Raw genomic sequence first — 26,932 nt, 5'->3', positions numbered from 1 at the left:
TAAAGGACGGAGTGTACTTAAGATGAATTACGATACGCAAAGCACGGTTGTTCGTTCGCAGCAATCGGTTCTGCAAACGAACAAACTGTTACGTAATACTTATGCGTTACTGGCGATGACCCTCGGATTCAGTGCCATAACGGCAGGTATTTCAATGGTTTTCAATCTGCCGCATCCTGGCATCATTATTACGCTGATCGGTTATTTTGGTCTGCTATTTTTGACTGCAAAATTGCGTAACAGTGTTTGGGGGCTGGCCTCTGTTTTCGCACTTACCGGTTTTATGGGCTTTACACTGGGTCCAATCATTAACGCCTATCTGAGTATTCCAAATGGCTCGCAAATGGTGATGCAAGCGCTTGGCGGTACAGGCATCATTTTCTTGGCGTTATCAGCGTATGCCATCAAATCTGAAAAAGATTTCAGCTTCATGGGTGGCTTTTTGTTTGTCGGCATTTTGGTTGCGTTTTTAGCGGGTCTGGCGGCATTTTTCTTTGAGATGCCTGGTTTATCACTCGCTGTGTCGGCAATGTTTGTTTTGCTGATGTCAGGTTTAATTCTTTTTGAAACCAGCAATATTATTCACGGTGGCGAAACGAACTACATCATGGCAACTGTAACGCTATATGTCAGTATTTATAATTTGTTCACAAGCTTATTACATTTAATCGGTGCATTTTCCGGTAATGATTAGTGTCGAAATTAACGCTTAATGTGTCAACTTCAAGCCCCGTTTTCGGGGCTTGTTTGTATTTGTGCGACCAAAATGCGACAGACATCTACGCAGAGATTTTGTCAGCGTTATAATGTATAGGCGAATTACAGCCGTTTGAATATCAATAGCAGGCCCAAGTGAATTAGGTAACGAGCCAAGTCCGAAAACATGAAAAAGCACGAGACTAACAATCAACTTATCGACCGGTTTGGCCGCCGAGTGACTTACGTGCGCATGTCTATTACCGACCGTTGTGATCTGCGTTGCGTTTATTGTATGGATGAAGACATGCAATTTATGCCACGGCAAAGATTGCTTACGCTTGAGGAGATTGTTTTTTTGCTCCGTGGATTTTGTGAGCTAGGCGTAGAAAAAATCCGTATCACTGGAGGAGAGCCATTAGTTCGTCGAGATGTAGATTGGCTGCTAAGCGAGCTTGGCCAGCTAAAAACGCAGACTGGATTACGCGAATTAACCATGACGACCAATGGGACACAACTCGTCAGGTATGCCGATGCGCTGGTTAAAAGTGGTGTGGATAGGCTGAATATCAGTCTTGATTCACTCCAGCCTGATCGGTTTAAGTCACTGACACGTATTGGCGATCTGGCTAAAGTTCTGGCGGGCATTGAAGCAGCCAAACAAGCTGGGTTTAAACGCATCAAACTGAATGCCGTCATCATGAAAAACCGCAATGATGATGAAATCGTCGATCTTGCGCAGTTTGCCATCAATAACGAAATTGATATTTCTTACATTGAGGAAATGCCGCTTGGCACGGTTAGCCACCAACGCAGCGAAAGCTTTTGTAGTAGTGACACCGTGATGGCAATATTAACCAAGCATATTGATATGCAACCCAGTTTAGTGAATACCGGTGGCCCTTCGCGATATTACCAAGTCGCGGGTAGTCCTAGTCGAATTGGCTTTATTTCGCCGCACAGTCATAATTTTTGCAGCAGTTGTAATCGTGTTCGCGTGACGACAGAAGGCCGCTTGTTGTTATGCCTGGGTCAAGAACATTCTGTGGATTTGCGTCAGGTCATAAGAGCGCATCCAGGCGATATGGTGAGGTTGAAACAAGCAATTATTCAATCGATGCAGATAAAACCAGAAGGCCATGATTTTGATATTCAGGCGCAACCGGTTATTTTTCGTCATATGAGCGTGACTGGCGGCTAACATTCATCAACGTTAAGCAAACACTCATCTTAAATCTTCAGCGTCACAATCCAGTGGAGCCCTGCATGTCAAACGCAGCAAAGCAAGTGACACACTTTCTCGTGTCGTTCATCGCCAACTTTGCGGTTGTCTCAATTGTGATATGGACGGTGCACGAACAAAACCAATTAGACCCGTTAGTTAAGATGGGGCTCGCATTGGTCGCCGCGGTTGTTTTGAGTGTTCTGACGCTTTTTTTACGTTTTTTTCAATATAACAGCCAGACTAAATTAGCCCAGCAATCCTATAACCTTATTCAAGAAAAAATCCGATTAATTCAAGCCCGTCGTTACGATCAGGCCAAGTCGATTCAATTCGAAAAACAATCCAGTGAGCTAACACAGTCAGCATTACTGATGAGTGAATTGGATCAGTTAGCGACAAAGCTGAATTCAGTCGATGAACAAGCAGCGCAACGAATCCGCGAAAGTCATCATAATGTTGATACCGTCAATCAAGAATTATCGCGGGTTAGAGAGGTAATTAACTCAGCGCAAATGTTGATTATGTCTGTTGATACGCATTTAGATATTCAGTTTTTTAATCGTTATGCCGAACAAATTACCGGTCGTCATGCCAAAGATTTACTGGATAAAGGGGCCGCTAACTTGTTTTCGCCTCATGATTGGCACGAAATGCGACATCACTATGAGTCTTTGCTTCAAGGCCAAACCAAGCAGGCTCGCCAAGAAACAGAAATTATCAATGGAGCAGGGCAAATTCGTAAAATCTGGTGGTTACATAGCCTACTTGATGATGTCAATGAAGTCAGAGTGCTGTCGATAGGCCATGACATAACGGAGCAAAAGCAAGTTGAAGATCGGGTAGTCTGGCTCGCCGCGCATGATGCGTTGACAGGTTTACCGAGCATTGAAAAGTTTCAGGAACAATTGAACGATAACCTGCTTTACGCCAAGCGTCATGATAAGCACCATAGCTTGTTTTATGTGCATATTGACTTCCCGGCCTATCAAAAACGCGATAGTAGCCTTAGTGCCGAAATTTGCGATGAAATACGCCAAAAAGTCGCCAATAAAATTCAGTCCATGGCCCAGCAGCCAGAACTTGTTACTCGTCTTAATGAACAGGATTTCGTTTTACTTCAGCTTGATACAACAGATGCAAGCCGTCAGCAATTTACTGACAAACTATTGGGTTCATTGACTACTTTGGCATTAAAAACCCCCGCCAAACAATTACCAATTTATGTTTATGCCGGTGTAATTGATCTGCCATACGAGCAAGCAGATAGCAGCGAATTACTGGCTTTCGCAGAATTAGCAGCTTTCAGGGCTAAGCACCAATCCAGTCAGGCTAGTCTTGCGCATGTATTTGAGGTCAGCGAGCAGACCGCTGCCGATTTAGCAGGCCGGATTTATTGGAAAAAACGGATTCAGCATGCACTCGACAATCGTCAGTTTTTAATTCATTTTCAACCGATTCTCGACTTATCCAATAAAAACATAGCAGGTTATGAAAGCTACCTAAGACTTTTGGATGAAGAGACTGGAAAAGCCTTACCTGCAGGTAAGTTTATTGAGGTTGCAGAAAAACAAGGCCAAGCTGAAAAAATTGATCACTTTGTTTTGCAGGAGGTCTGTCGCAAACTTACGGACCCTCAAAACAAACGACCCGTTAGAATCATGACGGTGAATTTATCCGAAGTGACGCTAAACCCAAACCGGCTACTACCCGTTATTAAAAAGTTAGTGAATCACTATCCGGCTGTAGCAGGGCGATTGATACTGGAAATTAATGAAGATGTTGCCTTACGAAATGTCTCTGCATTAAAGCTATTAATGACGGCCATTAAACCGTTAGGTATTCGCTTTGCTATTGATGACTTTGGCTTTGATGGCACCGTGTCACGCTATGGTTTTTCATCCTTTTCGTTGTTAGCAACGCTGCCGATTGATTTTGTCAAAATCAGTGGCCAGTTTATTCGTACGCTCAATGACAACACGCATGACCAGTTGTTTATTAAAACGTTGGTCGAAGAAACCTCAGCGCACAATGTGAAAACTATCGCTGGCTGCGTTGAAAGTGAGGAAACGATGTCGCTACTGACTGATTTTGGCGTGATGTTTGCGCAAGGCTACTTGATTGGTCATCCGAGCGCTCAATTTGATACGTCAGACTGATTGTTCCGTTTTGGACCGCTCCCAGAGCGCATCCATTTCCAGTAATGACGCGTTTTCAACGGACTTACCTTGATGAGTCAATTGCTGTTCGATAAAGGAAAACCGGCGATAAAACTTCTGGTTCGTTTGCTGTAAGGCTTGTTGCGGATCAACGTTAAGGTGGCGTGCCAAATTGGTAATAGCAAATAATAAATCCCCTAACTCCGCTTGAATTTTGTCTGGTGCTGCTGCGTTAATTTCAGAGAGAAGCTCTTCAGCCTCTTCCTGGATCTTATCCAAAACACCACGGGGATCAGACCAGTCAAAACCGACTTTTGACGCCAGTGTTTGCAGCGCAACCGCATAACTTAATGCCGGCATCGTACTATCAGCATCATCTAATAACGATTTACCGGCGCTCATCATTAACTACGAGTAAATTGAATTATCCGCCGCCGATCCCGTTTGCTTGGCCGACCTTTTTGTTCTCGAAAGCCCAAAGGTTCACTTTTCAGTTGTTCCTTGAGTAAGGCACGCTTGGCGATGCTGTCTTCTGTTTCGCGGTACAAAGATTGTGCTTCTACTGCTGGACGACGCTGCTTGTTCAAGTCGGTAACATCTAGCTCATAAGTATATGGTGGCTTGGAAATCGTCAGACTGTCGCCCACATGCACGTTTTTGCCTGGCTTTGCGCGTTGACCATTGACGTGAACCTTACCACCATTGATTGCCGTCACAGCAATCGCTCGCGTTTTGAAGAATCGGGCAGCCCAAAGCCACTTATCAAGGCGTTGGGCGCTGTTGGCATCACTCATTATGTGTTCATTTACCTTTATCGGCTAAGCTTTTCCCTGTAACTGCAACAAGATGGATTCATTCTCCAATGTCGAAGTATCCTGCGTGATCTGTTCGCCTTTGGCAATGGTGCGCAACAGGCGACGCATAATTTTGCCGGAGCGAGTTTTTGGCAGATTATCGGCATAACGAATATCGTCCGGTTTAGCGATAGGCCCAATCTGATCGGCTACCCAAGCACGTAGTTCTGCTGTCATCGCTTCATCAACGCCACCATCAGGGCGATTACCTTTTAACACGACGTAGGCAAATACCGACTCACCTTTTATATCGTGCGGTTTGCCGACAACCGCTGCCTCGGCGACCGATTGATGCGCAACCAGCGCAGACTCGATTTCCATTGTGCCTAATCGATGACCTGAGACATTAAGCACATCATCAATACGCCCCATTATCCAAAAATAACCGTCTTCATCACGGCGGGCGCTGTCACCAGCCAGATAATATTTGCCGTCAAAATAGGGCCAGTAGGTATCTTTATAACGTTGATCATCTCCCCAGATCGTTTGAATCATGGATGGCCACGGTTTACGAATAACTAAAAATCCGCCTTGATTTGCCTGGGTAATTTCTTCGCCATTTTCGTTGACAACAGCGGCATCAATCCCAGGCAGTGCTTTAGTGCATGAGCCGGGCTTGGTGACGGTGACACCGGGTACAGGTGCTATCATGTGCGCGCCCGTTTCCGTTTGCCACCAAGTATCGACGATAGGGCAACGCGATTGCCCAATGACTTCGTGATACCACATCCAGGCCTCCGGATTGATGGGTTCACCGACAGTGCCCAGCAAGCGTAACCGGGACAAATCATAACTTTTCGGAATTGCATCCCCCGCTTTCATTAAAGCCCGAATAGCGGTCGGCGCAGTATAAAAAATCGTGACACCATGACGTGCGCAAACATCCCAGAATCGACCAGCATCCGGAACCGTCGGGACACCTTCATAGATAACCATCGTTGAGCCGGTAGCCAATGGCCCATAAGCAACATAGGTATGGCCGGTTATCCAGCCGACATCGGCAGTACACCAAAATACGTCGGCTGACTGAATATCAAACACCCAGCGCATCGTTGTAATTGCATTAAGCAGGTAGCCTGCTGAGGCGTGCTGTATGCCTTTTGGCTTGCCCGTAGAACCTGATGTATATAAAAGGAACAAGGGATCAGAAGCCTGCATTGCTTGGGCAGGGCAGTGTTCTGGCTGATTCTTTTCAGCATCATGCCACCAGATGTCCCGATCCGCTTGCATCGTAATATCGTTGCCGCAACGCCGAAACACAATAACGGTCTCAACGCTGTCACAGCCTTCAGCAAGAGCCTGATCAGCGGTCTCTTTCAATGTAATGATTTTACCGCCACGATGACCGCCATCAGCAGTAATGACCATTTTTGCTGAGGTATCTTCAATACGATCTTTCAAAGCAGAAGCAGAAAATCCACCAAAAACCACTGAATGAATCGCACCAATGCGTGCACAAGCCTGCATGGCCACCACTGCCTCAGTAATCATGGGCATATAGATAATGACGCGATCACCTTTGCTGACACCTTGATTTTTTAACGCATTGGCAAAAATGCAGACCTTTTGATATAGCTCACGATAGCTGATGTGTTCAACATCGCCAGGCTCACCCTCGAAAATAATAGCGGTTTTATCGGCATTGGTTTCAAGCTGACGATCAAGACAATTGTAAGAAACATTTAATTCGCCATTTTCGAACCAGCGATAAAATGGCGCATTGTCACTGTCGAGCACTTGATCAAACGGCTTGAACCAATCAATTTCCTGTCTGGCCATATCTCCCCAGAAACCTTCATGATCGGCAGCGGCCTTATCATAAAGTTGATCCAGTGTCTGCGCTTGCATACGCGTAGAGCGGGTGAATGCATCACTTGGTGGAAAGCGACGGTTTTCAAGTAAGGTGGATTCTATATTGTCCTGAGCCATCAGTATTACCTTATCGATGATTAAGCGGGACAGTCCCTGTGGGCTGTGCTGAGCAAAAAGACACGTCTGCCATTAAACTGGCAGACGTATTCAGCTTACTGGTTTATCAGAAAAAACCAAGAGGGCTGGTGCTGTAACTGACCAGCAGATTTTTTGTTTGCTGATAATGCTCAAGTACCATTTTATGCGTTTCACGGCCAACACCAGATTTTTTGTAGCCACCAAATGCCGCATGGGCAGGATAGGCATGGTAGCAATTTGTCCAGACTCGGCCAGCCTGAATACCACGCCCCATACGATAAGCCAGATTCATATCACGCGTCCAAACACCAGCACCAAGTCCAAACTCAGTATCATTGGCAATCTCCAGTGCTTCGGCTTCGGTTTTAAACGTCGTCACAGACACAACCGGACCGAAAATTTCTTCTTGGAAAATGCGCATTTTATTATGGCCTTTCATCAGCGTTGGCTCGATATAAAAACCTTTGTCGAATTCGGCGCCAACCTGTTGAATTCCTCCTCCCATCAATAACTGTGCGCCCTCGTTTTTGCCAATATCGACATAGCTCAGGATTTTTTCAAACTGCTCCTGTGAGGCTTGTGCCCCCACTTGGGTTTCTGTATCAAGTGGATTACCCCGCTTGATTTGCTGTGCACGTTTCATCACTACCGCAATAAAGTCATCATAGATGCTCTCTTGGATAACCGCACGAGAAGGGCAGGTGCAAACCTCACCTTGATTAAAGAAAGCCAGTGTCATACCTTCGGCACACTTGCTTATGTAATCTTCTTCCTGCTGCATAATATCTTCGAAAAAGACATTTGGCGACTTACCGCCCAACTCAACCGTGGAGGGGATAATGTTGTCTGCGGCGTATTTCATGATCATCGAACCTACCGGCGTTGAACCAGTAAAGGCAATTTTGGCAATTCGCGTGCTGGTTGCCAGTGCCTGGCCGGCTTCACGGCCAAATCCATTAACGATATTCAAAACACCCGGCGGTAGTATGTCTGCGATGACTTCCATGACTTTTAAAATTGAAACCGGCGTCTGCTCTGCTGGTTTCAAGACGATGCAGTTACCAGCTGCGAGGGCCGGTGCTAACTTCCACGCAGCCATGAGTATCGGAAAGTTCCAAGGTATGATCTGACCAACAACCCCTAACGGCTCATGAAAGTGATAGGCGACGGTACTGTCATCAATTTCACCCATCGTCCCTTCCTGAGCACGAATGCAGCCAGCAAAGTAGCGAAAATGGTCCGCTGCCAAGGGAATATCAGCATTGAGTGTTTCTCGAACCGCTTTACCGTTATCCCATGTCTCGGCAACCGCCAGCATTTCAAGATTTGCTTCGATGCGATCGGCAATTTGTAATAAAATTCGGCTGCGATCAGCGACGGAAGTGCGTCCCCAGCCATCTTTGGCCTTGTGCGCAGCATCTAGCGCTAACTCAACATCTTCTGCACTGGACTGAGGTATTTCACAGATAACTTCACCGGTTACCGGTGTAATGTTTTCAAAATACTGGCCTTTGACCGGTGCAACCCAGTCACCACCAATAAAGTTTTCGTAGCGGTGTTTGAAAGTGACGACCGCGTTGTCTGTTCCAGGTTTTGCATAAATCATAATATTTCTCTCTATAGTGTTTTATGAGGGTGCTTGTTGTTATCTCTATCAGCATAAATGGCAAGATGAAATATGCGCTTGAATAATATTCTCAATTACTTGACTTAGAGTCCAGCAACAACGCAGAATCGATAACCTCTTAATGGCGATAGAAACATTCTATGTCTAGCGATAAAGTGCCATTTATCGGCCAACGACGCGATAGCCGGACCTTATTGGTTGAAAACAAGTTGACGTTTGCCGGCCCTGAAACCGAGCTAAGTATTTATGATACTTATCGGGATGCGGTCGGTGTTGGGCTTGATGCCGAGCAATTACTTTATTGCGGGATGGTTAGTGGCAAAAAACTGATGCATGATACGTACCACCGTGAAGGTGAGTGGTTTCTGCCCCATGAATCCTACGTCATGCCACCTGGTGAATATGTCGAAATAGACTTTCCCGACGCCAGTGAGTTAATGCCCACCACCTGTCTGACTATCGAAATTTCGCGTGAAAGAATCGAGTCTATCGCTGAAAAAATGCGGACTTTTGGCACATTGGCTGATCCGGAGCATGACTGGGCTTACCAGCCGCGAATTATTCATACGCACCATACACAAGCAACGCAACATTTACTGGAGCGGTTAGTGGCGTTGTTTGTGCAAGGAGAGCCAGATAAAGAAATCATGGTGGATTTGGGCATCTCTGAGCTGGTCACCCGACTCCTCCGGGAACAGGGGCGCGAAGTGTTACTCAGCTATTGCCATAAGCATCCCGATGCCAGCGGTATCACTGCCGTTATCGGTTATCTGCAACAAGATCTCAGTCAGGCGATGGATATTGATGAGTTATGTCGTAAAGCCTGCATGAGTCGTAGCCGGTTATACGTCGAATTTAAAAAACAATTAGGCTGTACTCCCGGTGAATTTCAGCAACAAATGCGCATGAAGTCAGCCGCCGCAGCCATTTCAAATGGCAAGAGTGTCACCGATGCTTGTTATAGTTCCGGCTTCAATGATTTGAGCCATTTTAGCCGTCGTTTCAGTGCATTCTATGGATGCTCACCCACTGCTTACCGTAAACAAAAAGTCATTACCGGGCAGAATTCCTGACCAATCTCAGCAACATCTACCAACGCTTCCTGTCATACTGAATGCTGAGGCAGTTATTCACTGCTGCCAGTTGATTAACTTTGGAGTGACATGCGTTTTTGGTTTTTTTCTCGTTTTTTCTCATCACTTTCAGTCTACATGCTGAGGATGCTGGTTTTCCAATATCTGTTGAAATTCAAGGTGTTAACGATACGATCAAAAAAAGCCTGCAAAATGGTTTGAGTATTTTTCAGCAGCGAGACAGTCAGCGGTTGACCGAGCGGCGATTACAACGGTTACATCAACAAGCCCAGGCAGAGATCCAACAAACCCTTCGCTACTATGGCTATTACAATCCAGAGATTGCTGCCAGTCTGGTGCAGGCACCAGCAACTGGCCAATGGCAGGCAAGTTATCAAATTACACCAGGCGATCCGGTGACAATCACACAACTTGATCTTGCTGTTATCGGCGCGGGTGAGCAGGATGTTGCCTTTCAGAAATTACTGGCGGATTTTCCATTAAAGCTAAATAAACGGTTTCGACATGGTCAATACGAATCCGCCAAGAAGTCGTTATTACGAGTTGCCGCTGAACGCGGCTTCTTTGATGGGGAATTACAGTGCAATAAAGTTGAAGTTAATACTGAAAAAAATACGGCAAGTATTTGTTTAAAATACAAATCAGGTGACCGATATCAGTTCGGCGAAATTCATTATCCTAAAACAGTTGTGTCGACGGATCTCCTGCGACGATTAACGCCATTTGCGTCTGGCGATGCTTACCGTGGCGAACAGTTACTGGCTTTACGTAACAACTTGAATAATAGCGGTTATTTTAACAGTAGCCATGCCAGAGCATTGATAGAACAGCGCCAAAATGGCCGTGTTCCGATAGAGATTACGGTCGAGCCGGACAAAAAACATCGTTACAGTGCCGGTATCGGCTATGGCACAGATACCGGCATTCGAACTGGGCTGGGTTGGCAAAATCGTTATGTTAACGACCGCGGTCATCGTTTATCTACTGATCTCAAGTTGTCTCAAATAGCGAATCGCATTACCGCTGATTATCAGATGCCTTTTTGGAGCGAAACCATTAATCAGGTAGGGATTAATACCGAATATTTACAGCAGGAAACGGATACCAGCGAGAGTCGGAGCTATACACTCGGCACGTATTATCAGCGGCAACGCTGGGGCTGGGACGAAACGGGCAGCCTCAAGCTGTTACAAGAAGACTTTGATATATCGGATGAGTCAGAGTCGGCTTTGTTGTTGATCCCCGGTATATCGCTTGCTAGGACTTGGGCTGATAATTCACTCTATACTCGTCAGGGAGGGCAGCTCAGCGTGTCTCTTAGCGGGGCTTCTGAATCGTTGCTTTCTGATATCAGTTTTATGCAGCTTGTACTCAGAGGAAAATATATAACCGGCCTGACTGAAAACAGCCGTTTGATTACCCGGGCACAAGTTGGTGCAACAACGGTCAGTGACTTTTCCCAATTACCCAGTTCCTTGCGTTTCTTTGCCGGTGGCGACAATAGTATTCGAGGGTTTGGTTATCAGGAATTAGGGCCACGGGATGACTTGGATGAAGTGATCGGAGGGCGCTATTTAGCGGTAGGCAGCGTAGAATACGAAAATATGTTCTGGAACGATTGGGGCGCTGCTGTTTTCACAGACTTTGGTAATGCATTTAATGAGTGGTCTGATCCAATCGAATACAGCGTTGGCGTTGGTGTTCGCTGGCGCTCACCGGTTGGGCTGATTCGGGTTGATATTGCACAGGGCATTTCTGATGACGACAAACCTTTTGGCTTTCATATCGTAATCGGGCCTGACTTATGAGACGACGTCATATTGCTGGCAGCCTGTCGATTTTATTGTTAATCATGATTGCCATTTCAGGATGGTTAGTCACGACGCAGTCAGGCTTGCAATTTGTGGTGCAATCAGCGGAAAAAATGATTCCGGATCTGAGTATAGGCGCTGCAAACGGGAGACTTATTTCTCGATTCACGCTTGAGGACTTCGCCTATCAGCCCGAAAACGGGACACAAATAAAAGTTAAGCGTCTAAACGCACGTTGGCAGGCTTCATTATTTTTATTGGGTCGCCTGAACATAACGCAACTGCATATTGATGAAGTAGATGTCCTGCTACAGGAGACGTCAACATCAGCGCCACCGTCAGATTCTGAGCTCTTTGAGCTGACGTTACCTTTTAGTATCTATCTGCGCTCATTAAGAATTAATAAGCTGTTTGTACAACACCAAACCGGATCGGATGCACAACTTATTTTTGATCGCTTAGATACGAGCTTAAGAATTAATCAAAACAGACTGAGTGTATCCGCATTAAACTTAACGCGACCAGAAGGTGCTTTCACCCTGGTTGGTGACGTTTTATTAACAAAGCCGTATCCCTTAAACCTCAATTACGAACTACAGGTCATCCATGAAGATTATGGTCCGTTAAGCCTTACCGCCACCATTAACGGTGACATTGAAGAAATAACTATCCGCCAACAACTCGGTGAGCCATTCGCTTCCGAACAAATCCTGACATTAAGTCATTTATTACATCAACCAGAATGGCGATTGTTTGTTGAGGGTGAAGCGTGGAATATAGGTAAATTATTGCCTGAACAGTCTGGGAAATTCGAGCACTTCAGGGTAAGAGGCGAGGGGACATCTACTCGTGCAGAATTAAAAATTGAGTCAGACGTTACAGGAATTCATGAGCAATTACCGCTCATTTTGGTTCACGCCAATATAAATAGTGATAATTTAAAGAACTGGCTCATTGATAGCCAACTTACCTTTCCATCTAAAGGTAAGATAAATCTAAGTGGCAATATCAAGACAAACGAGCAGCTTCCAACACCAGAATTTGCTCTGACTGGACGTTGGCAGTCACTTCAGTGGCCGTTAGAGACAGAAAAAGTGCCTTCAATTAGTGACTCGAATGGTCAGATTGTATTGACAGGCAATACGGAGGTTTATCACGTTAAACTTAACACGACAGCCACTTTATATGATGAGCCATTAAAAATTAATAGCGATATCACAGGCTCATTATCCGATGCCACTATTGAGCTATTGAAGGTTAACTATGGTAATGGTGAATTTCGTTCGAAAGGCCAAGTTAGCTGGCAAGATAAGCTTCAATTTGCGATCGATGCGGATTGGCAAGATTTGTTTTTGCCACAAAAATTAACTGCAGGGCAGCAAATAAAGCTTGTGCAAGGATCGCTTCAAGCTCAAGGTGATACCACACACCTATCAAGTGTGTTAAATGCGGATACTGAAATTGATAAAACGCCCGTTACGATTGCACTCCGAGCCAATAGTCCCGAGTTGCAGCAAGCAGAGATAAGTTTGAACTTAGGCATACCGGGTGGGGCGCTTTCTTACGACGGTAATATTGGTTGGGTAGACAATATTAGCGCGACCGGCGTGGTTAACTTGAAAGACTTTGATCCGAGTCTTTATGCAGCCAGCTTTCCAGGCCGAATTAGTGGTCACACTCAAATTCAGGCTGAGCAAACCGCTGACAAACAAGTTTATGTTCAAGTTAATGATTTAGCCGTAGACGGTGTGCTTCGAGAGAGGCCATTTCAGCTTAAAGGACAGGCAGAAATGCTCAACGATCGGGTTAGTGTTTCAGATCTGCTTTTAAACACGGGGCAATCGTCGTTGACGGTAGACGGTCGTCTCTTACCTGATGCCGCAGCCACCTGGAATATACAAGCAACGGATTTGCAAGACTTTTTACCGGAAGCATCCGGGCAGTTAAATGGTGAAGGGCAGGTCTCAGGCACACTTGCAACGTTGCGTCTTGAGGCGCAGTTATCAGGCGCTGAAATTCGCTATGCCGATAAACTTCGTCTTGAACAACTAAGTGCGCAAGCAAACGTTGATATTAATGGCCAACAAAACAGTCAATTAGCGTTGACCGCAAAAAACTTAACTGTCAACGGTAATCAGCTGGAAAACGTTACGTTAGACCTTGACGGCACACGGCAACAACATCAATTACAAGCCGAAATCATTGCCAATGAAGCATCGCTCGATTTCTTACTTCAAGGCGCGTTGTCAGAAAAAAATGCGTGGCAAGGTCAGCTGAATGCCTTAACGCTCAGGTCAGAGTCTTACGAAAATTGGCAATTAACCCAGCCAGCGCCATTACAGATTTCGGAGACAACACAACGCGTTGCACCAATGTGTCTGACCAGTAATAATGCAGAAATCTGTTTGCAGGGTGAAAACCAGCGTGATAATGGCTGGCAGGCTCAGCTGGCGCTTGAGTCGCTACCCGTTAATCTTTTTCAGATTTTTTATCAAGACTATCTTCAACTTGATGGTCAATTAAATGGGCAATTGTCTCTGTCTGCCACGCCCGACAATACGGTGACCGGCAATGGGCAGATTGACTTGCAAAATGGACAATTCCAGCTGGTAGGTGAGGGCCTGACCCAACCGCAGCCAATCGGCATTGAAACGTTGAATCTCAACTATGAAGCGGATAATAGTCAGACACGTGCTGGTTTAACATTGGCAGTCGATATTGGCGGGGTCTCGCCTTTAACCGCACGCCTGCAAGCGCCACCAGTTAAAGCTTTGCTGGCGAGCCCGATGAACAGTCCAATCGTTGCGCAACTCGTTACTGAAATTCCGGATTTATCCGCATTTCAGCTTGACCATCCTGCTGTCGATGATCTGCAAGGCAAGCTGAAAATTGATAGTGATATTGCCGGCACCCTCAGGCAGCCCGAAATTGATGCAGCGATTACTTTAAGAGACGGACAAGTCGCGTTGAGTGCGCTGGGCATTCAGTTACAAGCCTTAAACGCTGATATCACGGGTAACCCAGTGCAAGGTTTATCGTTGTTAGCTCAAGGGCAATCTGGTGAAGGACAATTCGAATTGGCTGGCGCGTTTGAAATGCCTGACAGTGGTTGGACATTGGAAAGCACCATTCAGGGCGAACAAATACTGTTGATGGATATGCCAGAGGCCTACATTGTTGCCTCGCCTGACTTAAGCCTGTCAATGCGTGCTGACCACGCTAAAATTGCCGGCACATTGACTTTACCTGAAGCCGAGCTGGCACCCATGGAATTCAACTCAGCGGTGACGCCGAGTAAAGACGTCGTGATTGTTAATGCGCCACCAGTAGAGTCAACACCTTTAGAAACCGATGTTGATATCAGATTGGTTCTCGGTGATGCGGTAAGTATTCGTGCGGCAGGATTTCGGGGCGATTTGTACGGCGATTTGCAGATATCAGGGCAAGCCGGCGGTTTGTTGCTGGCCGACGGCCAGATTACGCTAGATAATGGTAGTTACATTGCTTATGGCAAGGAATTAACGGTTGATAATGGTCAGATCCGGTTTTCTGGTGGGGCAATAGATAACCCGGACCTTGATGTCAAAGCCGTACGCAAGATGACTGATGTCACCGCAGGTATTCATTTGACTGGCCCGGTGAGTAATCCACAAGCAACTTTATTTTCCTCACCGTCGATGTCTCAAGATGATGTGCTGTCCTATATTTTAATTGGCAGACCACTTGAACAAGCCACATCAGGTGATGGAGCAATGTTGGCTTCTGCAGCAACCAGTTTAGGTATTCAAAATGGCAATGCCTTGAGTGATCAGATTGCCGGCACATTTGGTCTGGATACCGTTTCGTTTAGTGGTGAAAGCCCAGAAACTGCTGCCGTTCAGATTGGTAAATATCTGTCACCACGCTTATATGTGGGGTATGGCATTGGCGTGCTGGAGCCAGTGAGTACGGTTCAGATGCGTTATGAGTTAAGTAAAATATGGACGTTGCAAGCAGAGTCTGGTACCGAAAGTGGCGTTGACTTACTCTATATTTTTGAACGATAAATAAAAAAGCCCCAGCAAAGTGGGGCTTTTTTAGGTATGAGGTTATGCTTAAAAATTAAACGCGATTTTTCTCGCGAATTTCATCCAATGTCTTACAGTCAATACAAAGGGTTGCGGTTGGTCTTGCTTCAAGACGACGAATACCAATTTCAGTACCGCAAGATTCACAAAAACCATAATCGCCTTTGTCTAAATCAATTAATGATTCTTCAATTTTCTTAATTAGTTTACGTTCACGATCCCGCGTTCGAAGTTCAAGCGTGAACTCTTCTTCTTGTGTAGCCCGATCATTGGGATCCGGAAAATTAGCCGCTTCGTCCTGCATGTGATGAACGGTGCGGTCAACTTCTTCTTTAAGCTGAGTCCGCCATTTTTCAAGAATTGACCGGAAATGGCTCGACATTTCAGCGCTCATGTACGCTTCGCCATCCTTTGGCTGGTAGGGTGAGAAGTTAACGTCGCTCTGACTTGCATCCATCTCTAAAAACCTCATACTTTCTAAAAACAAGGGCGCATCTATAGCAGATGGCTCAGGGTTGTGCAAAACAATCGATCTATTTTAGCCTAAAACTGGCTAGGAAAAACAGTAAATGAACACTTTAAATGCCGTGATTTTAGATATAGACGGGGTGCTTGAGGAAGTGAAGCATGAAAGTCATCGTCTGGCCTTTAATCGCGCATTTTACGACAATGGTCTCGAATGGTTCTGGGACAAAGCACTTTATCAGAATTTGCTGTCGATAAAAGACGAACGACAACGGCTGGCTTATTATCTGAATAATTTTCACCTTCAATGTGCAGCTGAAGGCGTCCCAGACGCCATTGTCGACCGGTTGTATGCTGATAAGCTGGCGCATTATGCTTCCTTGGTTAAACAAGGCGCTTTACCCAGCCGACCGGGGCTGATACGTTTTTTGCAAGGTATGGCGCAGTCAGCGTTGCCGGTTATCTTTGTCACAGAACGAACACGGAGTGAAATAAACCTGTTGATCCAACAACTGCTGGGCCGTGAGACAACCAACAAGATGGTGCATTGCGAAGAGCTTGATAACGCAGATATTGCCACGAATGTTTACCAGCGCTGTCTTGGCCGTCTAGAATTAACGCCTCAAGACGGCTTACTGATTTCTGACTCAATAAGCCGGTTACCAAACGCTTTATCGATCAAACTGCCCGTGATTGCCTTGATAAATGAGACAACACAGGATGCCGCGTATGCTGGTGCACTGAGTGTCATTGATCACTTTGGAGAGCCAGCGTTACCCTGCCAGGCCGTATCGGGAACACCGATTTCAGCGCCCATTATTTCTTTGGATACCCTAAAGGAGCTACATGGCAAAGCCATCGCCGGTTAGTCGCCGAGCCGCCAACATCGAATCATTTCATGTGATGGATATTCTCGCCCGAAGCAAAGCCATGGAGGCGCAAGGTAAAACTGTTATGCACATGGAAATTGGCGAACCCGATTTTTCGACACCGCAGCCTATTATTGAGGCGGGAATGCGTGCCTTGCAGAATCAGCAAACATTCTACACTCCAGCGCTTGGCTTGCCTGCACTGCGAGAAGCCATCTCGGGGTGGTACCAGACGTACTACGGATTATCTATCTCTGCTAATCGAATTGTCGTCACCCCTGGCGCGTCCGGCGCTCTGTTATTAGTATTGGGCGCCTTATTAGATCAGAACAAGAAAGTGCTGATGACTGACCCCGGTTACCCTTGTAATCGGCATTTTGCGACTTTTTTGTCGAGCAAAGCCAAGCCCGTACCAGTTGATGCAAAAACCAATTTTCAATTAACCGCAAGGCATATTGCGGACTATTGGGACAGTGAAACCCAAGTGGCATTAGTTGCGTCACCGGCAAATCCAACCGGAACCGTTTTATTAGAAACGGATCTTAAAAATCTTGTGACAGCAGTCAGAGCACGTGCTGGCATGCTTGTCGTGGATGAGATTTATCATGGTTTAACTTATGATGGAATTCGGCTGCCAACCGTGTTGGCCGTTGATAATGATGCAATTGTCATTAACAGTTTTTCCAAGTTTTTTGGCATGACTGGCTGGCGACTTGGCTGGGCAGTTGTCCCTGCGGATATGGAACCAGTCATGGATAGGCTCGCACAAAACCTGTTTTTGGCCGCGCCCACCATTTCTCAGCATGCTGCACTGGCGGCATTTACTGATGAAACAATGGAGATTCTGGAACAACGCAGAGCCCAGTTTGAACAACGCCGAAACTGGTTGTTACCTGCATTACGTGAACTGGGCTTTCATTTTCCGGTAACACCAAAAGGGGCTTTTTATTTGTATGCTGACTGCCGAGAGTTACTTACCTCAACCTGTCCTGACAGCCAGTCACTGTGTCGACTGTTTCTTGACTCGGCAGGGGTTGCCGTAACGCCTGGGTACGATTTTGGTCAACATCAGCAACAAAATCATGTTCGGTTTGCTTATACCACTTCCGAACGGTATCTGACACAAGCGATTGAACGCTTATCCAAGGTGTTAGGCAAACCAGCTTGATAGAAAACGTCATCCTGCTATTGAAAAACCAGTACGTTGCTACAACATCCAACGTTTACTGATGCAATTACACACGCCTCTAAATGAAAAGGACCCCCATGGAGAATAAAATGTTAACAACCAGTGCCAAGGCACTTGAAGTCAATCTTGATGATGTGCGCTATGGTTCGTTTGCTGAAATTGGCGCGGGACAAGAGGTTGTTCGATGGTTTTTTCGTGTTGGCGGCGCCGCAGGCACCATTGCAAAAAGTATTTCTGCCTACGATATGAAAGTCAGTGATGACATCTATGGTAAAGCACCTCGCTACGTTTGTCGTGAACGGTTAGAGGCCATGCTGGCATTGGAGTACGACCTGAATCTGGAACGGTTGAGCGAACAGCGTGGCGACCGAACCGCTTTCTTTGCCTTTGCTGATACGGTCTCAGCGCGTAACTATCATGGCACCAATGAGTGTCATGGCTGGTTAGGTATTCGTTTTCAAACAACGCCACAGGCCGCGCCGAGTGAAATTATCATCCATGTCCGCATGCTCGATAATGAAAACGCGCTGCAACAGGAAGCCTTGGGTATCATTGGTGTCAATCTCATCTATGGGGCATTTCACCTCAGCCACAGCCCGGACTGTCTGGTGAAATCATTGCTCGACAACTTATCAACGGACCGTATTGAGGTGGATATGGTCGAATTGAAAGGGGATGCCTTTATTCATGTCGATAACCGGGTGATCAGTTTGCGTCTGGTTCAACTTGGTTTGAGTGATGCCGCGATGTTCTCGGCCGATGGCAAGGTACTACAACCGTCAGAACATCTCAGAAAAAAGAATGTTCTGGTGGAACGCGGCCGTTTTCGCCCCGTAACCCATGTCAATATTGATATGCTCAATGCTGCGAGAAAACGGTTTGAAGCAGAAGATCAGGAAGCCGCTGGTGAAACTATTTCCATCATGGAAATTACCATGCACAACCTGACCAGCAAAGATGATCAAATCGATCTTGAAGACTTTATTAGCCGCGCCGATGTGCTCCGAGAAACCGGGCAGACCGTGATGATTTCAGATTATCCGGAATATCATCGTCTGGCGACCTATTTATCGCGATACACTGACAGACGTATTGGGCTTATCATGGGCGCGCACAGTCTGGTTGAATTATTTAATCAAAAATATTACGCGGCACTTAATGGCGGTATTCTGGAAGGCTTTGGTCGGTTATTCAAGAACAACGTCAAACTCTATATTTATCCGTATAAAGATGCCGAAACAGACACGTTGTACAAGATTGATAACCTGAATGTCAGCATCAAACAAAAACACTTGTTTGATTATCTCAAGCAATGTGGTGTTATTGAGCAAATTGAGGCTTCCAATGAAGACTATCTGCATATTTTTTCACCCGATGTGCTGAATATGATCATGACCAATCAATCGGGCTGGGAAGCACTGGTTCCCGATATTGTTGCAGAGAAGATCAAAGCGCAAAAGTTATTCGGGTATCCCGGCTAATTACGCATTTTCTAGCTTTTATGATGAGTCAAAATAACGCAGACAGTGACGAAATCCTTTGTGATTGCAGTGGCACGACACGTGGAAAAATTCTGAGTTTGGTAGCGCAAGGAATAGTCGATACCGATACGATTTCCCGGAAAACAGGTTGTATTTCTGGTTGCGGATCTTGTGAGTGGGATATCGAAATATTGCTCGACGAGGCCATTGAAAACCTTAACCGGCAGGTTTAGCCGGTAGGGTTTTTAATTTTTCAACATAAAGCTGAGTTGCCCCTGCCGTTGCTGCAGAAATAACTAAAAAATTCACTACCGGGATCATGGTCGCCCCCAATGTGGCCATGCCAAAGCCTAAAGCCAGTCCGCGTTTACGGCGCAGTAAAGCGCGCTGTGCTGGAAAGCCCATCGCATGATTCCCGAGGGGATAGTCATGGTAATCCAGGGCCAGAGTCCAACTGGAAAAGCCCAACCATAGCAGTGGGGCGATCAGGTTCAAGCCCGGAATCCACGAAAAAATCAGTAGCGGAATCATCCACTTCAACAGGTAGCCCAGCTTGCGAATTTCATTCCAGATCATACGTGGCGCATCGGCAATCAATTGCGTCATTGTTTGCGATGGGGGTGCCTGATTAGTCAGTTTTTTTTCGACCGCCTCGGCCAATAGCCCATTGAACGGGGCCGCGATAATATTGGCTAGAATAGTAAACGTGAATACCACCAATATCAGAATTAATAGCGCGAACAGTGGCCACAAAACCCACATCATAATGTTAGCCAACCATTCTGGCAGCCAGGTTGGCAGCATCGTAGTCATCCAACCATCAAATTGACTGATAGCAAACCAGATAGCGACACTGAACAAGAGGGTATTTATCAAAATGGGAATATAGGCAAATCGCCTTACTCCAAGCTGATTAATGAGTGAAAAACCGTTTAACACATAACGGGCACCGCGAAAAAACTCAGTCATCCTGCTCCCTTTCAAATGAGCTTAACCCTTCTTTGGCTAACAGCGCACAGCCATAAGCCGCCTCAGTGTGTGCCACTGCAATAAATGGCACCGCCAATTTTTGCTGGCGGATTTTGCTCCAGATTGCGTTAGCAGCGCCGCCGCCGACGGTACGAATACGTTGCAATGGTGTTGCCGTCAGTTGTTGTAAACGTTGATAAGCAATGGCTTCAATATTGGCAATACCAGCTAAAAGGCCATGCAAAAACAGACTGTCCTGCTCAGGTCGCGGTGTCAATTGGGGTTGCTTGTCTGGATCCGCAACGGGAAAACGTTCTCCCATAGTAAGCAATGGGTAGTACCATGGCGGCTGTTGCGCCAGATTAATATGCTCGCTCAGCTGTTTGATTTGCGGATCAGTAAAAAATTGGCTGATAACGGCACTACCTGAATTTGATGCGCCGCCAACTAACCAATATCGCCCCATTTTATGGCTGTAAATGCCGGATTCAGGCTCAAAATAAGGTTGGTTACAGAGCTGCTTTACGACCAGGGTAGAGCCTAAAGAGGTGACGCCATCACCGCATTGGTTAGCACCTGTCGCGAGGAAAGCGGCCAAACTATCGGTGGTGCCTGCAACAATAGCGGGGCGAATGTCTTGTTTGAGCTGTATGTGTTGCGCCACTGTATCGGATAGGCTGCCAATCATGCTGCCGGGGGCAACAACACGAGGCAAAGCTGTCGCAGGCATCCAGCGACTTAGCCAGTCTGGCCAGCATAGCGCCACCGGGTCAAAACCAGACTTGAGCGCATTATGGTAATCCGTAATTCCAGCTTGGCCGCCAAGTTGTGTGGCAATCCAATCAGCCTGATGCATCAGTAAACCTGGCTTGTCACTGGAGTAATGTTGATTAAGGTAAAGATATTTGGCTAAGCCACTGCCTATGCCATGGGCCCCCGAGTGCTTGGGGGCGATGGCTTTTATTTCATTGACTTGATCTATTGCGACTGCATTATCGTATCGCAGCATCGGCGAGTCTGGCTGACCATCTGGCCGACCACGCATCACCGTACCTGAAGTTGCGGCAATGGCAATGGCACGAATTTGCCAGTTTTCCTTATCGGCAGACTGACTGGTTTGTCGCAGTAACGTCAGTACGATTTGCCACTGTTGGGGTGGATCCGGGTAAGGAACATGCGATGAGAATGTCTGTTGGCGTTGAAAAACCAGCTTGTTTTCATCATCAATAACGCAAATACGGCAACCACTTGTTCCCAGATCAATACCCAGCCAAACCGGTGTTGACATCAATCAGGGCAAAACAACCGGTTGCGGTGGCAGCCAGTCTTTTTGACGATGCTCCGCAACCACATTGGTATACACGCCACCACGGACATTGAAAATACCGGTGACACGCATAAACCGCGGATTTAGCGCTGCTACGAGGTCAGATAGAATTTGATTGGTTAATTTTTCATGAAAACCGCCTTCATCACGAAAAGACCAAAAATACAATTTTAATGATTTTAATTCGACGCATTTTAAATCAGGTACATAGTCGATTTTTATGGTGGCAAAATCAGGCTGACCCGTTTTTGGGCAAAGACAAGTAAACTCCGGAGTTTCAATGTGAATGGTATAATCCCGTTCTGGGGTCGCATTGTCGAAAGTTTCCAGTTGTTTGCTCGGTTGCGTGGACATCGGTAATCTCTATTTAGTTAATACAAAATCATCATTATCCCTGAGTTGACGGATTAATTTAAGTGTTTGAAATCATCCTTTTGATCCTTATTATTTTGCTAGGTGGCGCAGCAGTTGGTTTTGTGAGTTATCAGCGCAATCAGAAACTCGCTGATGCGTTTCAACGTGAACTTGATGAAGAAACGGATAACCAGACATTCCACAGTCGATTTGATGCGGTGTTATCAGAATCAGAGTCACAAATTGACACTGACAGCATCGCCAATGAGCCGCATATCAATCTTAATCTCACTGATCTAGATGAGAATAGCGCGTCAGATATCGCGTCTGAATTGGCGGAGGCAGATGATATCCCGGCCGAAACACCAGTGCCGGAACAAGACTGGGATTTAGTAATTGCCTTAACGGTAATGGCACCAGCAGATCGGTTATTTACCGGCCGCGCTGTAAAAAATGCCTTGGATAATCAGGATATGCATTTTGGTGAAATGCAGATTTACCATCGCTTTTCGCTTGGCAGCCGGAAACAGAGCTTGTTCAGTATTGCCAACATTATCGATCCAGGCACTTTTCTGCCGGCTGAACTCATCTCAATGAAAACACCAGGCATTTTGTTATTTGCACGTTTGCCTGGGCCTGCTAATGGCCTGACGGTGCTGGATGCGATGGTCGAATGTGCCACTCAAATGGCAGAGCAGCTCGATGGCATTGTCTGTGATGAACAGCGTCAGCCGCTAACAGAATCAACATTAGAACGCTTGCGTAACCAGATTTTTGAGCTGAATCTGACCTTGCAGGAAGAAAATCGAACCTATGATGACCTCTGACTCTGCACCGCACCGTATCACGCAGCTGCGTGAGCAAATTCGTGAGCTGAATTTTCGTTATTACAGGCATGATGATCCCTTGGTCAGTGATGCCGAATATGATCGTTTGTTTGCCGAACTGAAACAGCTAGAACAGCAACACCCGGAACTAATAACGCCTGACTCACCAACACAACGAGTCGGTGCCCCCCCTTTAGACAAATTTACTCAGGTCACGCATGCCTTGCCGATGTTATCTCTGGATAATGTCTTCGACACAGTGGAATTAGCCGCATTTGACCAGCGTATCAAAGACCGATTGAATACAGAGCAGTCAGTCGAGTATGTGGCCGAGCCCAAACTGGATGGCTTGGCGATTAGTATCCGCTACGAAAAAGGCTTATTGACGCAAGCCGCCACTCGTGGCGATGGCATGGTAGGTGAAGACGTGACCACTAATGTCCGCACAATTCGTAATGTCCCATTAACATTGCAAGGCTTTGACATACCTGAGGTGGTTGAAATTCGTGGTGAAATTTATCTGCCAAAACAAGGATTTGAAAAGTTAAATCAACAACAACTTGCTCAAGGAAAAAAAATCTTTGTTAATGCCCGAAATGCCGCAGCAGGATCATTAAGACAACTTGACTCATCTGTGACCGCAACGCGTCCATTGGCCTTATATTGTTATTCTCTTGGCGAAATAATCGGCATGCGCTTACCAGAGAGCCATCTTGAGGCCTTAAAACTGATCGAGAGCTGGGGCGGGGCGATTTGCCCCGATATCGAGTTACTGCCAGATCTGTCTGCATGTCAACGCTATATTGAAAAATTAGCCGACAAACGCGACGCCTTGCCTTATGAAATTGATGGCGTCGTTTTTAAGGTGAACTCGCTCAATTTGCAAAAACGCTTGGGTTTTGTATCACGCGCGCCGCGCTGGGCCATCGCTTATAAATTTCCCGCTCAAGAAGAAATGACCCTGGTTGAAGCAATTGAGGTCCAAGTTGGCAGAACCGGCGCTATCACGCCCGTCGCGCGATTAAAACCGGTTTTTGTGGGCGGGGTCACGGTCAGCAATGCCACCTTGCATAACGAAGATGAAATCCGACGTAAAGACGTACGGATTGGCGATACAGTCATTGTTCGTCGAGCAGGAGATGTTATTCCGGAAATTGTTGGCGTTGTCACCAACAAACGGCCAGCACAAACAACAGTTTTCGTTATGCCTGAAAACTGCCCAGCTTGCGATGCAAAAGTTGAACGCCTCCCGGGCGAGGCGATAGCACGATGTAGTGGCGGCTTGAGTTGTCCAGCGCAGCGTAAAGAAGCGTTAAAACATTTCGCCTCCCGCAAAGCGATGGATATTGAAGGCTTAGGTGACAAATTGGTCGAACAACTGGTTGATGCCGAATTAGTCAAAACACCAGCGGATTTATTTCATTTAACCGTCGCAGATCTAAGCCAGCTGGAAAGAATGGGAGATAAATCTGCTGAGAATTTAATCCAAGCGCTACAAGCAGCAAAACAGACGCGTTTTGCCCGGTTTTTATATGCGTTGGGTATTCGTGAAGTCGGTGAAGCCACCGCGAGATCGATGGCCTTGCACTATGTCAGTTTAGATAATTTAAAGGTGGCAACGATCGAGAGTCTGCTTGAAATCGAAGATATTGGTCCAGTTGTTGCCCAACATGTTGTGACCTTTTTTGAGCAGCCACACAATCTTGAAGTTATTGATAAGTTGTTGGAGCAAGGCATTGTTTGGGAAGAAGAAAAACCGGATTACGCTGACTCAGAGCTATACGGTAAAACCATCGTGTTAACCGGTACGCTAACGCATTTTTCTCGTAGCGAAGCAAAAGAAAAATTGTTGGCTTTGGGCGCCCGGGTTGCGGGCAGCGTTTCAGCAAAAACCGACTTTGTTGTCGCCGGACGCGACGCGGGAACTAAATTGACCAAAGCCGCCTCGCTGGGGGTAGCAGTCGTTGATGAAGCGCAATTACAGCAATGGATACAGTCATGACCGCAGTCGCTGAAGCAATCAAAAAAGTCGCTACCGGCCCACATCTGAGCAAAGATTTAACCTTGGATGAAAGCCGTGCAGCAATGCAAGCTATTCTCGCTGGAGAGGTCGATCCGGTTCAAGCAGCCGTCTTATTGATTGCCTTGCGTATGAAGCGTGAAACCGATGACGAAAACCTGGGCATGTTACAGGCCATGCAGGCGGTCACGGCACAGGAAAATCTGTCGATGGACGATGTCATGATTTTGTCTGATCCCTTTAATGGCTTTGGTCGACATTGTCCTGTTGCCGCTTTTTTGCCCGCCGTTTTAGCTGCCTGTGGTTTACCCACCGTTTCACAAGGTGTGTATGAAATGGGGCCTAAATTTGGCGTTACCCATGCGCAGGTGTTATCCGCGGCCGGACGCCATGTCTCGCTATCAGCCAGCCAAATTTCAGCGCAGCTAAAATCGCCCGAATGTGGCTGGGCTTATAGCGATCAGGCACAATTAACACCGGGGCTATTTGCGTTACAAACCCTTCGCAAACTCATCATCAAACGGCCAAGTCTGGCGACACTTGAAAAGCTGCTTATGCCCGTAAAAGCGCGTCGAACTCATTTATTAATTGGCTTTGTTCATAAGGCCTACCCACCCGTTTTGGATTTTCTTGCCCGAGCAGCGGGTTATGATAGTGCGTTTATCGTTCGTGGCCTGGAAGGCGGCGTGGTACCCACATTGCGCGAAACCTCAATGAATTACTTACTGCAGGATGGCACCTTACATGATATGCCGATTGACCCGGCTGATTTTGGTATTAATCAAGCGACTCGAGGTGTCGTCGCCAACGCGAATCAAGCTGACGCAAAACAAACAGCGGAATTGGGTTTGGCGGCTTTGGCGGGTGACTCCGGCGTCACGAGAGACGTGCTGATACTCGGTGGCGCGATGGCATTATTACAAACGGGTAAACAAGCTTCGCCACAACACGCTGCTGATCAGATTCGTGCAGTTTTAGATGACGGCAGTGCTACAGCACACTTCCAGCAGGCAACTTAATGACCTTTCAAAAAGTAATTGCTTATCAAACTCAGCCAAGAAGTACGCGTAATATTACGGCAGACATTAGTCATATTATTGCCCAATCAGCCATTCGAACGGGTATTTGTCATATCTTTGTGCAGCATACCAGTGCTTCCTTAATGATCTGTGAAAATGCGGATCCGGATGTACGCCGTGATATGGAAACCTATATGCAGCATATTGTGCCTGATGGGGATCCGATGTTTTTGCATCAGGACGAAGGCCCTGATGATATGAGCGCTCACATTCGGACTGTCTTAACTAACCCAGACTTAACCATCCCCATTAGTGACGGGCAGTGTGCATTGGGTATCTGGCAAGGCATTTATTTGTGGGAGCATCGGACCCATTCACACCAACGGCGAATAGTGGTAACCGTTCAAGGGGACAAATAATGGCACATGATGATGACTGGGCGTCATTTTCAGAAGACACTGATAAAAGCAAATCACAGCTCAAACGAGAAATGCTGGCCTGTCGTGAATTAGGACAACATCTTATTCAATTGCCAGAAAGTGATTTGAAAAAACTGGATATTGATGCCGATTTGCTGGAAGCCGTGCTTGATGCGCAAAAAATGCAAAAAGGGGCATTGAAACGACAAACGGGTTTTATTGGTGGCCTTATTGCAGATAATGACCCCGAGACAATCCGCGTGCAAATTCAACAACTCGGCCAACCACATCGGCAGGAAACAGCCGTTTTTCATCAATTAGAAAACTGGCGAGACAGATTAATTGCCAATGATGACAAAGTAATGCAGGAGATTTTTACAAAATTCCCGCTGTTTGACAGTCAGCATGCACGACAGCTCGTCCGTAATGCGAATCGTGAAGCAGAAAAAAATCAGCCACCCAAGTCGGCTCGATTATTATTTCAATATCTAAAACAACTGCGAACAGATTAGA

At 46.4% G+C, this 26,932-nt stretch carries 23 protein-coding genes; 15 read left to right on the top strand and 8 right to left on the bottom strand.

The window, feature by feature from the left end; genetic code table 11:
• The first annotated feature begins 22 nt into the window (after nucleotides 1-22).
• The 3 genes from Q7C_RS00280 (at nucleotide 23) to Q7C_RS00270 (ending at nucleotide 4,077) form a co-directional block, all read left to right on the top strand.
• Entirely contained in the window at nucleotides 23-694 is a 672-nt protein-coding gene (locus tag Q7C_RS00280; RefSeq protein ID WP_014702698.1) for a Bax inhibitor-1/YccA family protein, read from the top strand.
• A 189-nt stretch (nucleotides 695-883) separates the two neighbouring features.
• Nucleotides 884-1,897, top strand: coding sequence for a GTP 3',8-cyclase MoaA (gene moaA, locus Q7C_RS00275; protein ID WP_041366292.1), 1,014 nt, complete (start codon nucleotides 884-886; stop codon nucleotides 1,895-1,897).
• Between the two features lie 65 nt (nucleotides 1,898-1,962).
• On the top strand, nucleotides 1,963-4,077 hold the full coding sequence (locus Q7C_RS00270) for a GGDEF domain-containing phosphodiesterase (RefSeq protein ID WP_014702696.1): 2,115 nt from the start codon (nucleotides 1,963-1,965) through the stop codon (nucleotides 4,075-4,077).
• Here Q7C_RS00270 and Q7C_RS00265 read toward each other — a convergent pair.
• From Q7C_RS00265 to exaC, 4 genes are all read right to left on the bottom strand, one after another.
• Nucleotides 4,069-4,482 carry a MazG nucleotide pyrophosphohydrolase domain-containing protein gene (locus tag Q7C_RS00265; RefSeq protein WP_014702695.1) on the bottom strand — a complete coding sequence of 138 codons (414 nt, stop codon included), beginning with the start codon at nucleotides 4,480-4,482 and terminating at the stop codon, nucleotides 4,069-4,071. The two genes, Q7C_RS00270 and Q7C_RS00265, sit on opposite strands and share 9 nt — an antisense overlap.
• Nucleotides 4,482-4,871: an RNA-binding S4 domain-containing protein gene (locus Q7C_RS00260; RefSeq protein ID WP_014702694.1), complete on the bottom strand. Its 390-nt coding sequence runs from the start codon at nucleotides 4,869-4,871 to the stop codon at nucleotides 4,482-4,484. Before Q7C_RS00260 ends, Q7C_RS00265 begins: the two co-directional genes overlap by 1 nt.
• Before the next feature lie 24 nt (nucleotides 4,872-4,895).
• Complete coding sequence (gene acs / locus Q7C_RS00255; protein ID WP_014702693.1) at nucleotides 4,896-6,860, bottom strand: acetate--CoA ligase; 1,965 nt, start codon at nucleotides 6,858-6,860, stop codon at nucleotides 4,896-4,898.
• A 106-nt stretch (nucleotides 6,861-6,966) separates the two neighbouring features.
• Complete coding sequence (exaC, locus tag Q7C_RS00250; protein ID WP_014702692.1) at nucleotides 6,967-8,487, bottom strand: acetaldehyde dehydrogenase ExaC; 1,521 nt, start codon at nucleotides 8,485-8,487, stop codon at nucleotides 6,967-6,969.
• A 161-nt stretch (nucleotides 8,488-8,648) separates the two neighbouring features.
• Here exaC and Q7C_RS00245 point away from each other — a divergent pair, with 161 nt between their 5' ends.
• The 3 genes from Q7C_RS00245 (at nucleotide 8,649) to Q7C_RS00235 (ending at nucleotide 15,459) form a co-directional block, all read left to right on the top strand.
• The gene (locus Q7C_RS00245; protein ID WP_014702691.1) at nucleotides 8,649-9,581 is read left to right on the top strand and encodes a helix-turn-helix domain-containing protein; all 933 of its coding nucleotides are present in this window, start codon (nucleotides 8,649-8,651) and stop codon (nucleotides 9,579-9,581) included.
• Nucleotides 9,582-9,679: 98 nt separating this feature from the next.
• The gene (locus Q7C_RS00240; protein ID WP_014702690.1) at nucleotides 9,680-11,410 is read left to right on the top strand and encodes an autotransporter assembly complex protein TamA; all 1,731 of its coding nucleotides are present in this window, start codon (nucleotides 9,680-9,682) and stop codon (nucleotides 11,408-11,410) included.
• A complete protein-coding gene (locus Q7C_RS00235) occupies nucleotides 11,407-15,459 on the top strand; it encodes a translocation/assembly module TamB domain-containing protein (protein WP_014702689.1) in 4,053 nt (1,350 codons plus the stop codon). The genes Q7C_RS00240 and Q7C_RS00235 overlap by 4 nt, the downstream gene beginning before the upstream one ends.
• A gap of 55 nt (nucleotides 15,460-15,514) precedes the next feature.
• Here the strand turns inward: Q7C_RS00235 and dksA are convergent, their stop codons facing one another.
• Entirely contained in the window at nucleotides 15,515-15,937 is a 423-nt protein-coding gene (gene dksA, locus Q7C_RS00230; RefSeq protein WP_083839431.1) for an RNA polymerase-binding protein DksA, read from the bottom strand.
• A gap of 112 nt (nucleotides 15,938-16,049) precedes the next feature.
• Between dksA and Q7C_RS00225 the strand changes: the two genes are divergently transcribed.
• The 4 genes from Q7C_RS00225 to Q7C_RS13420 all read left to right on the top strand — a co-directional run bounded on the left by Q7C_RS00225 (nucleotide 16,050) and on the right by Q7C_RS13420 (nucleotide 19,717).
• Nucleotides 16,050-16,814, top strand: a complete 765-nt coding sequence (locus Q7C_RS00225) for an HAD family hydrolase (protein ID WP_014702687.1) — start codon at nucleotides 16,050-16,052, stop codon at nucleotides 16,812-16,814.
• Nucleotides 16,792-17,982 carry a pyridoxal phosphate-dependent aminotransferase gene (locus tag Q7C_RS00220; protein ID WP_041366288.1) on the top strand — a complete coding sequence of 397 codons (1,191 nt, stop codon included), beginning with the start codon at nucleotides 16,792-16,794 and terminating at the stop codon, nucleotides 17,980-17,982. Before Q7C_RS00225 ends, Q7C_RS00220 begins: the two co-directional genes overlap by 23 nt.
• Before the next feature lie 110 nt (nucleotides 17,983-18,092).
• Entirely contained in the window at nucleotides 18,093-19,484 is a 1,392-nt protein-coding gene (locus Q7C_RS00215) for a hypothetical protein (RefSeq protein WP_014702685.1), read from the top strand.
• Between the two features lie 20 nt (nucleotides 19,485-19,504).
• Nucleotides 19,505-19,717, top strand: a complete 213-nt coding sequence (locus Q7C_RS13420) for a (2Fe-2S)-binding protein (protein ID WP_014702684.1) — start codon at nucleotides 19,505-19,507, stop codon at nucleotides 19,715-19,717.
• Here the strand turns inward: Q7C_RS13420 and cysZ are convergent.
• Genes cysZ through queF form a run of 3 tightly spaced genes read right to left on the bottom strand, consistent with a single transcriptional unit; the run spans nucleotide 19,701 to nucleotide 22,134 of the window.
• Nucleotides 19,701-20,453, bottom strand: a complete 753-nt coding sequence (gene cysZ, locus Q7C_RS00210) for a sulfate transporter CysZ (RefSeq protein ID WP_014702683.1) — start codon at nucleotides 20,451-20,453, stop codon at nucleotides 19,701-19,703. The two genes, Q7C_RS13420 and cysZ, sit on opposite strands and share 17 nt — an antisense overlap.
• A complete protein-coding gene (locus tag Q7C_RS00205; RefSeq protein ID WP_014702682.1) occupies nucleotides 20,446-21,741 on the bottom strand; it encodes an FGGY-family carbohydrate kinase in 1,296 nt (431 codons plus the stop codon). The genes cysZ and Q7C_RS00205 overlap by 8 nt, the downstream gene beginning before the upstream one ends.
• Before the next feature lie 3 nt (nucleotides 21,742-21,744).
• Entirely contained in the window at nucleotides 21,745-22,134 is a 390-nt protein-coding gene (gene queF / locus Q7C_RS00200) for a preQ(1) synthase (RefSeq protein ID WP_014702681.1), read from the bottom strand.
• Nucleotides 22,135-22,196: 62 nt separating this feature from the next.
• Here queF and zipA point away from each other — a divergent pair, with 62 nt between their 5' ends.
• From zipA to yjgA, 5 genes are read left to right on the top strand one after another with little or no spacing between them, the layout of a single operon-like run.
• Entirely contained in the window at nucleotides 22,197-22,961 is a 765-nt protein-coding gene (gene zipA, locus Q7C_RS00195; protein ID WP_014702680.1) for a cell division protein ZipA, read from the top strand.
• Nucleotides 22,948-24,963, top strand: coding sequence for an NAD-dependent DNA ligase LigA (gene ligA / locus Q7C_RS00190; RefSeq protein ID WP_014702679.1), 2,016 nt, complete (start codon nucleotides 22,948-22,950; stop codon nucleotides 24,961-24,963). The genes zipA and ligA overlap by 14 nt, the downstream gene beginning before the upstream one ends.
• Nucleotides 24,960-26,000 (top strand): anthranilate phosphoribosyltransferase, encoded by a 1,041-nt coding sequence (locus tag Q7C_RS00185; RefSeq protein WP_014702678.1) that lies wholly within the window; start codon nucleotides 24,960-24,962, stop codon nucleotides 25,998-26,000. The genes ligA and Q7C_RS00185 overlap by 4 nt, the downstream gene beginning before the upstream one ends.
• Nucleotides 26,000-26,419, top strand: coding sequence for a secondary thiamine-phosphate synthase enzyme YjbQ (locus Q7C_RS00180; RefSeq protein ID WP_014702677.1), 420 nt, complete (start codon nucleotides 26,000-26,002; stop codon nucleotides 26,417-26,419). Before Q7C_RS00185 ends, Q7C_RS00180 begins: the two co-directional genes overlap by 1 nt.
• On the top strand, nucleotides 26,419-26,931 hold the full coding sequence (yjgA, locus tag Q7C_RS00175; protein ID WP_014702676.1) for a ribosome biogenesis factor YjgA: 513 nt from the start codon (nucleotides 26,419-26,421) through the stop codon (nucleotides 26,929-26,931). Before Q7C_RS00180 ends, yjgA begins: the two co-directional genes overlap by 1 nt.
• Nucleotide 26,932: the final 1 nt, after the last annotated feature.

This window comes from Methylophaga frappieri, assembly GCF_000260965.1.
In the GTDB taxonomy this organism is placed as follows: domain Bacteria; phylum Pseudomonadota; class Gammaproteobacteria; order Nitrosococcales; family Methylophagaceae; genus Methylophaga; species Methylophaga frappieri.
Note: the sequence above shows the minus strand (reverse complement) of the source record. Positions and strands in the feature narration are given on the sequence as shown.

Bases quoted from the DNA above. Each gene is read 5' to 3' on its own strand.
- Q7C_RS00280 (WP_014702698.1), top strand. From the start codon at position 23: ATGAATTACGATACGCAAAGCACGGTTGTTCGTTCGCAGCAATCGGTT.
- dksA (WP_083839431.1), bottom strand. From the start codon at position 15,937: ATGGATGCAAGTCAGAGCGACGTTAACTTCTCACCCTACCAGCCAAAG.
- Q7C_RS00205 (WP_014702682.1), bottom strand. From the start codon at position 21,741: ATGTCAACACCGGTTTGGCTGGGTATTGATCTGGGAACAAGTGGTTGC.
- queF (WP_014702681.1), bottom strand. From the start codon at position 22,134: ATGTCCACGCAACCGAGCAAACAACTGGAAACTTTCGACAATGCGACC.
- exaC (WP_014702692.1), bottom strand. From the start codon at position 8,487: ATGATTTATGCAAAACCTGGAACAGACAACGCGGTCGTCACTTTCAAA.
- cysZ (WP_014702683.1), bottom strand. From the start codon at position 20,453: ATGACTGAGTTTTTTCGCGGTGCCCGTTATGTGTTAAACGGTTTTTCA.
- moaA (WP_041366292.1), top strand. From the start codon at position 884: ATGAAAAAGCACGAGACTAACAATCAACTTATCGACCGGTTTGGCCGC.
- Q7C_RS00180 (WP_014702677.1), top strand. From the start codon at position 26,000: ATGACCTTTCAAAAAGTAATTGCTTATCAAACTCAGCCAAGAAGTACG.
- Q7C_RS00245 (WP_014702691.1), top strand. From the start codon at position 8,649: ATGTCTAGCGATAAAGTGCCATTTATCGGCCAACGACGCGATAGCCGG.
- Q7C_RS00185 (WP_014702678.1), top strand. From the start codon at position 24,960: ATGACCGCAGTCGCTGAAGCAATCAAAAAAGTCGCTACCGGCCCACAT.
- Q7C_RS00215 (WP_014702685.1), top strand. From the start codon at position 18,093: ATGTTAACAACCAGTGCCAAGGCACTTGAAGTCAATCTTGATGATGTG.
- Q7C_RS00225 (WP_014702687.1), top strand. From the start codon at position 16,050: ATGAACACTTTAAATGCCGTGATTTTAGATATAGACGGGGTGCTTGAG.
- Q7C_RS00220 (WP_041366288.1), top strand. From the start codon at position 16,792: ATGGCAAAGCCATCGCCGGTTAGTCGCCGAGCCGCCAACATCGAATCA.
- Q7C_RS00260 (WP_014702694.1), bottom strand. From the start codon at position 4,871: ATGAGTGATGCCAACAGCGCCCAACGCCTTGATAAGTGGCTTTGGGCT.
- acs (WP_014702693.1), bottom strand. From the start codon at position 6,860: ATGGCTCAGGACAATATAGAATCCACCTTACTTGAAAACCGTCGCTTT.
- Q7C_RS00235 (WP_014702689.1), top strand. From the start codon at position 11,407: ATGAGACGACGTCATATTGCTGGCAGCCTGTCGATTTTATTGTTAATC.
- Q7C_RS13420 (WP_014702684.1), top strand. From the start codon at position 19,505: ATGATGAGTCAAAATAACGCAGACAGTGACGAAATCCTTTGTGATTGC.
- Q7C_RS00265 (WP_014702695.1), bottom strand. From the start codon at position 4,482: ATGATGAGCGCCGGTAAATCGTTATTAGATGATGCTGATAGTACGATG.
- Q7C_RS00270 (WP_014702696.1), top strand. From the start codon at position 1,963: ATGTCAAACGCAGCAAAGCAAGTGACACACTTTCTCGTGTCGTTCATC.
- yjgA (WP_014702676.1), top strand. From the start codon at position 26,419: ATGGCACATGATGATGACTGGGCGTCATTTTCAGAAGACACTGATAAA.
- ligA (WP_014702679.1), top strand. From the start codon at position 22,948: ATGATGACCTCTGACTCTGCACCGCACCGTATCACGCAGCTGCGTGAG.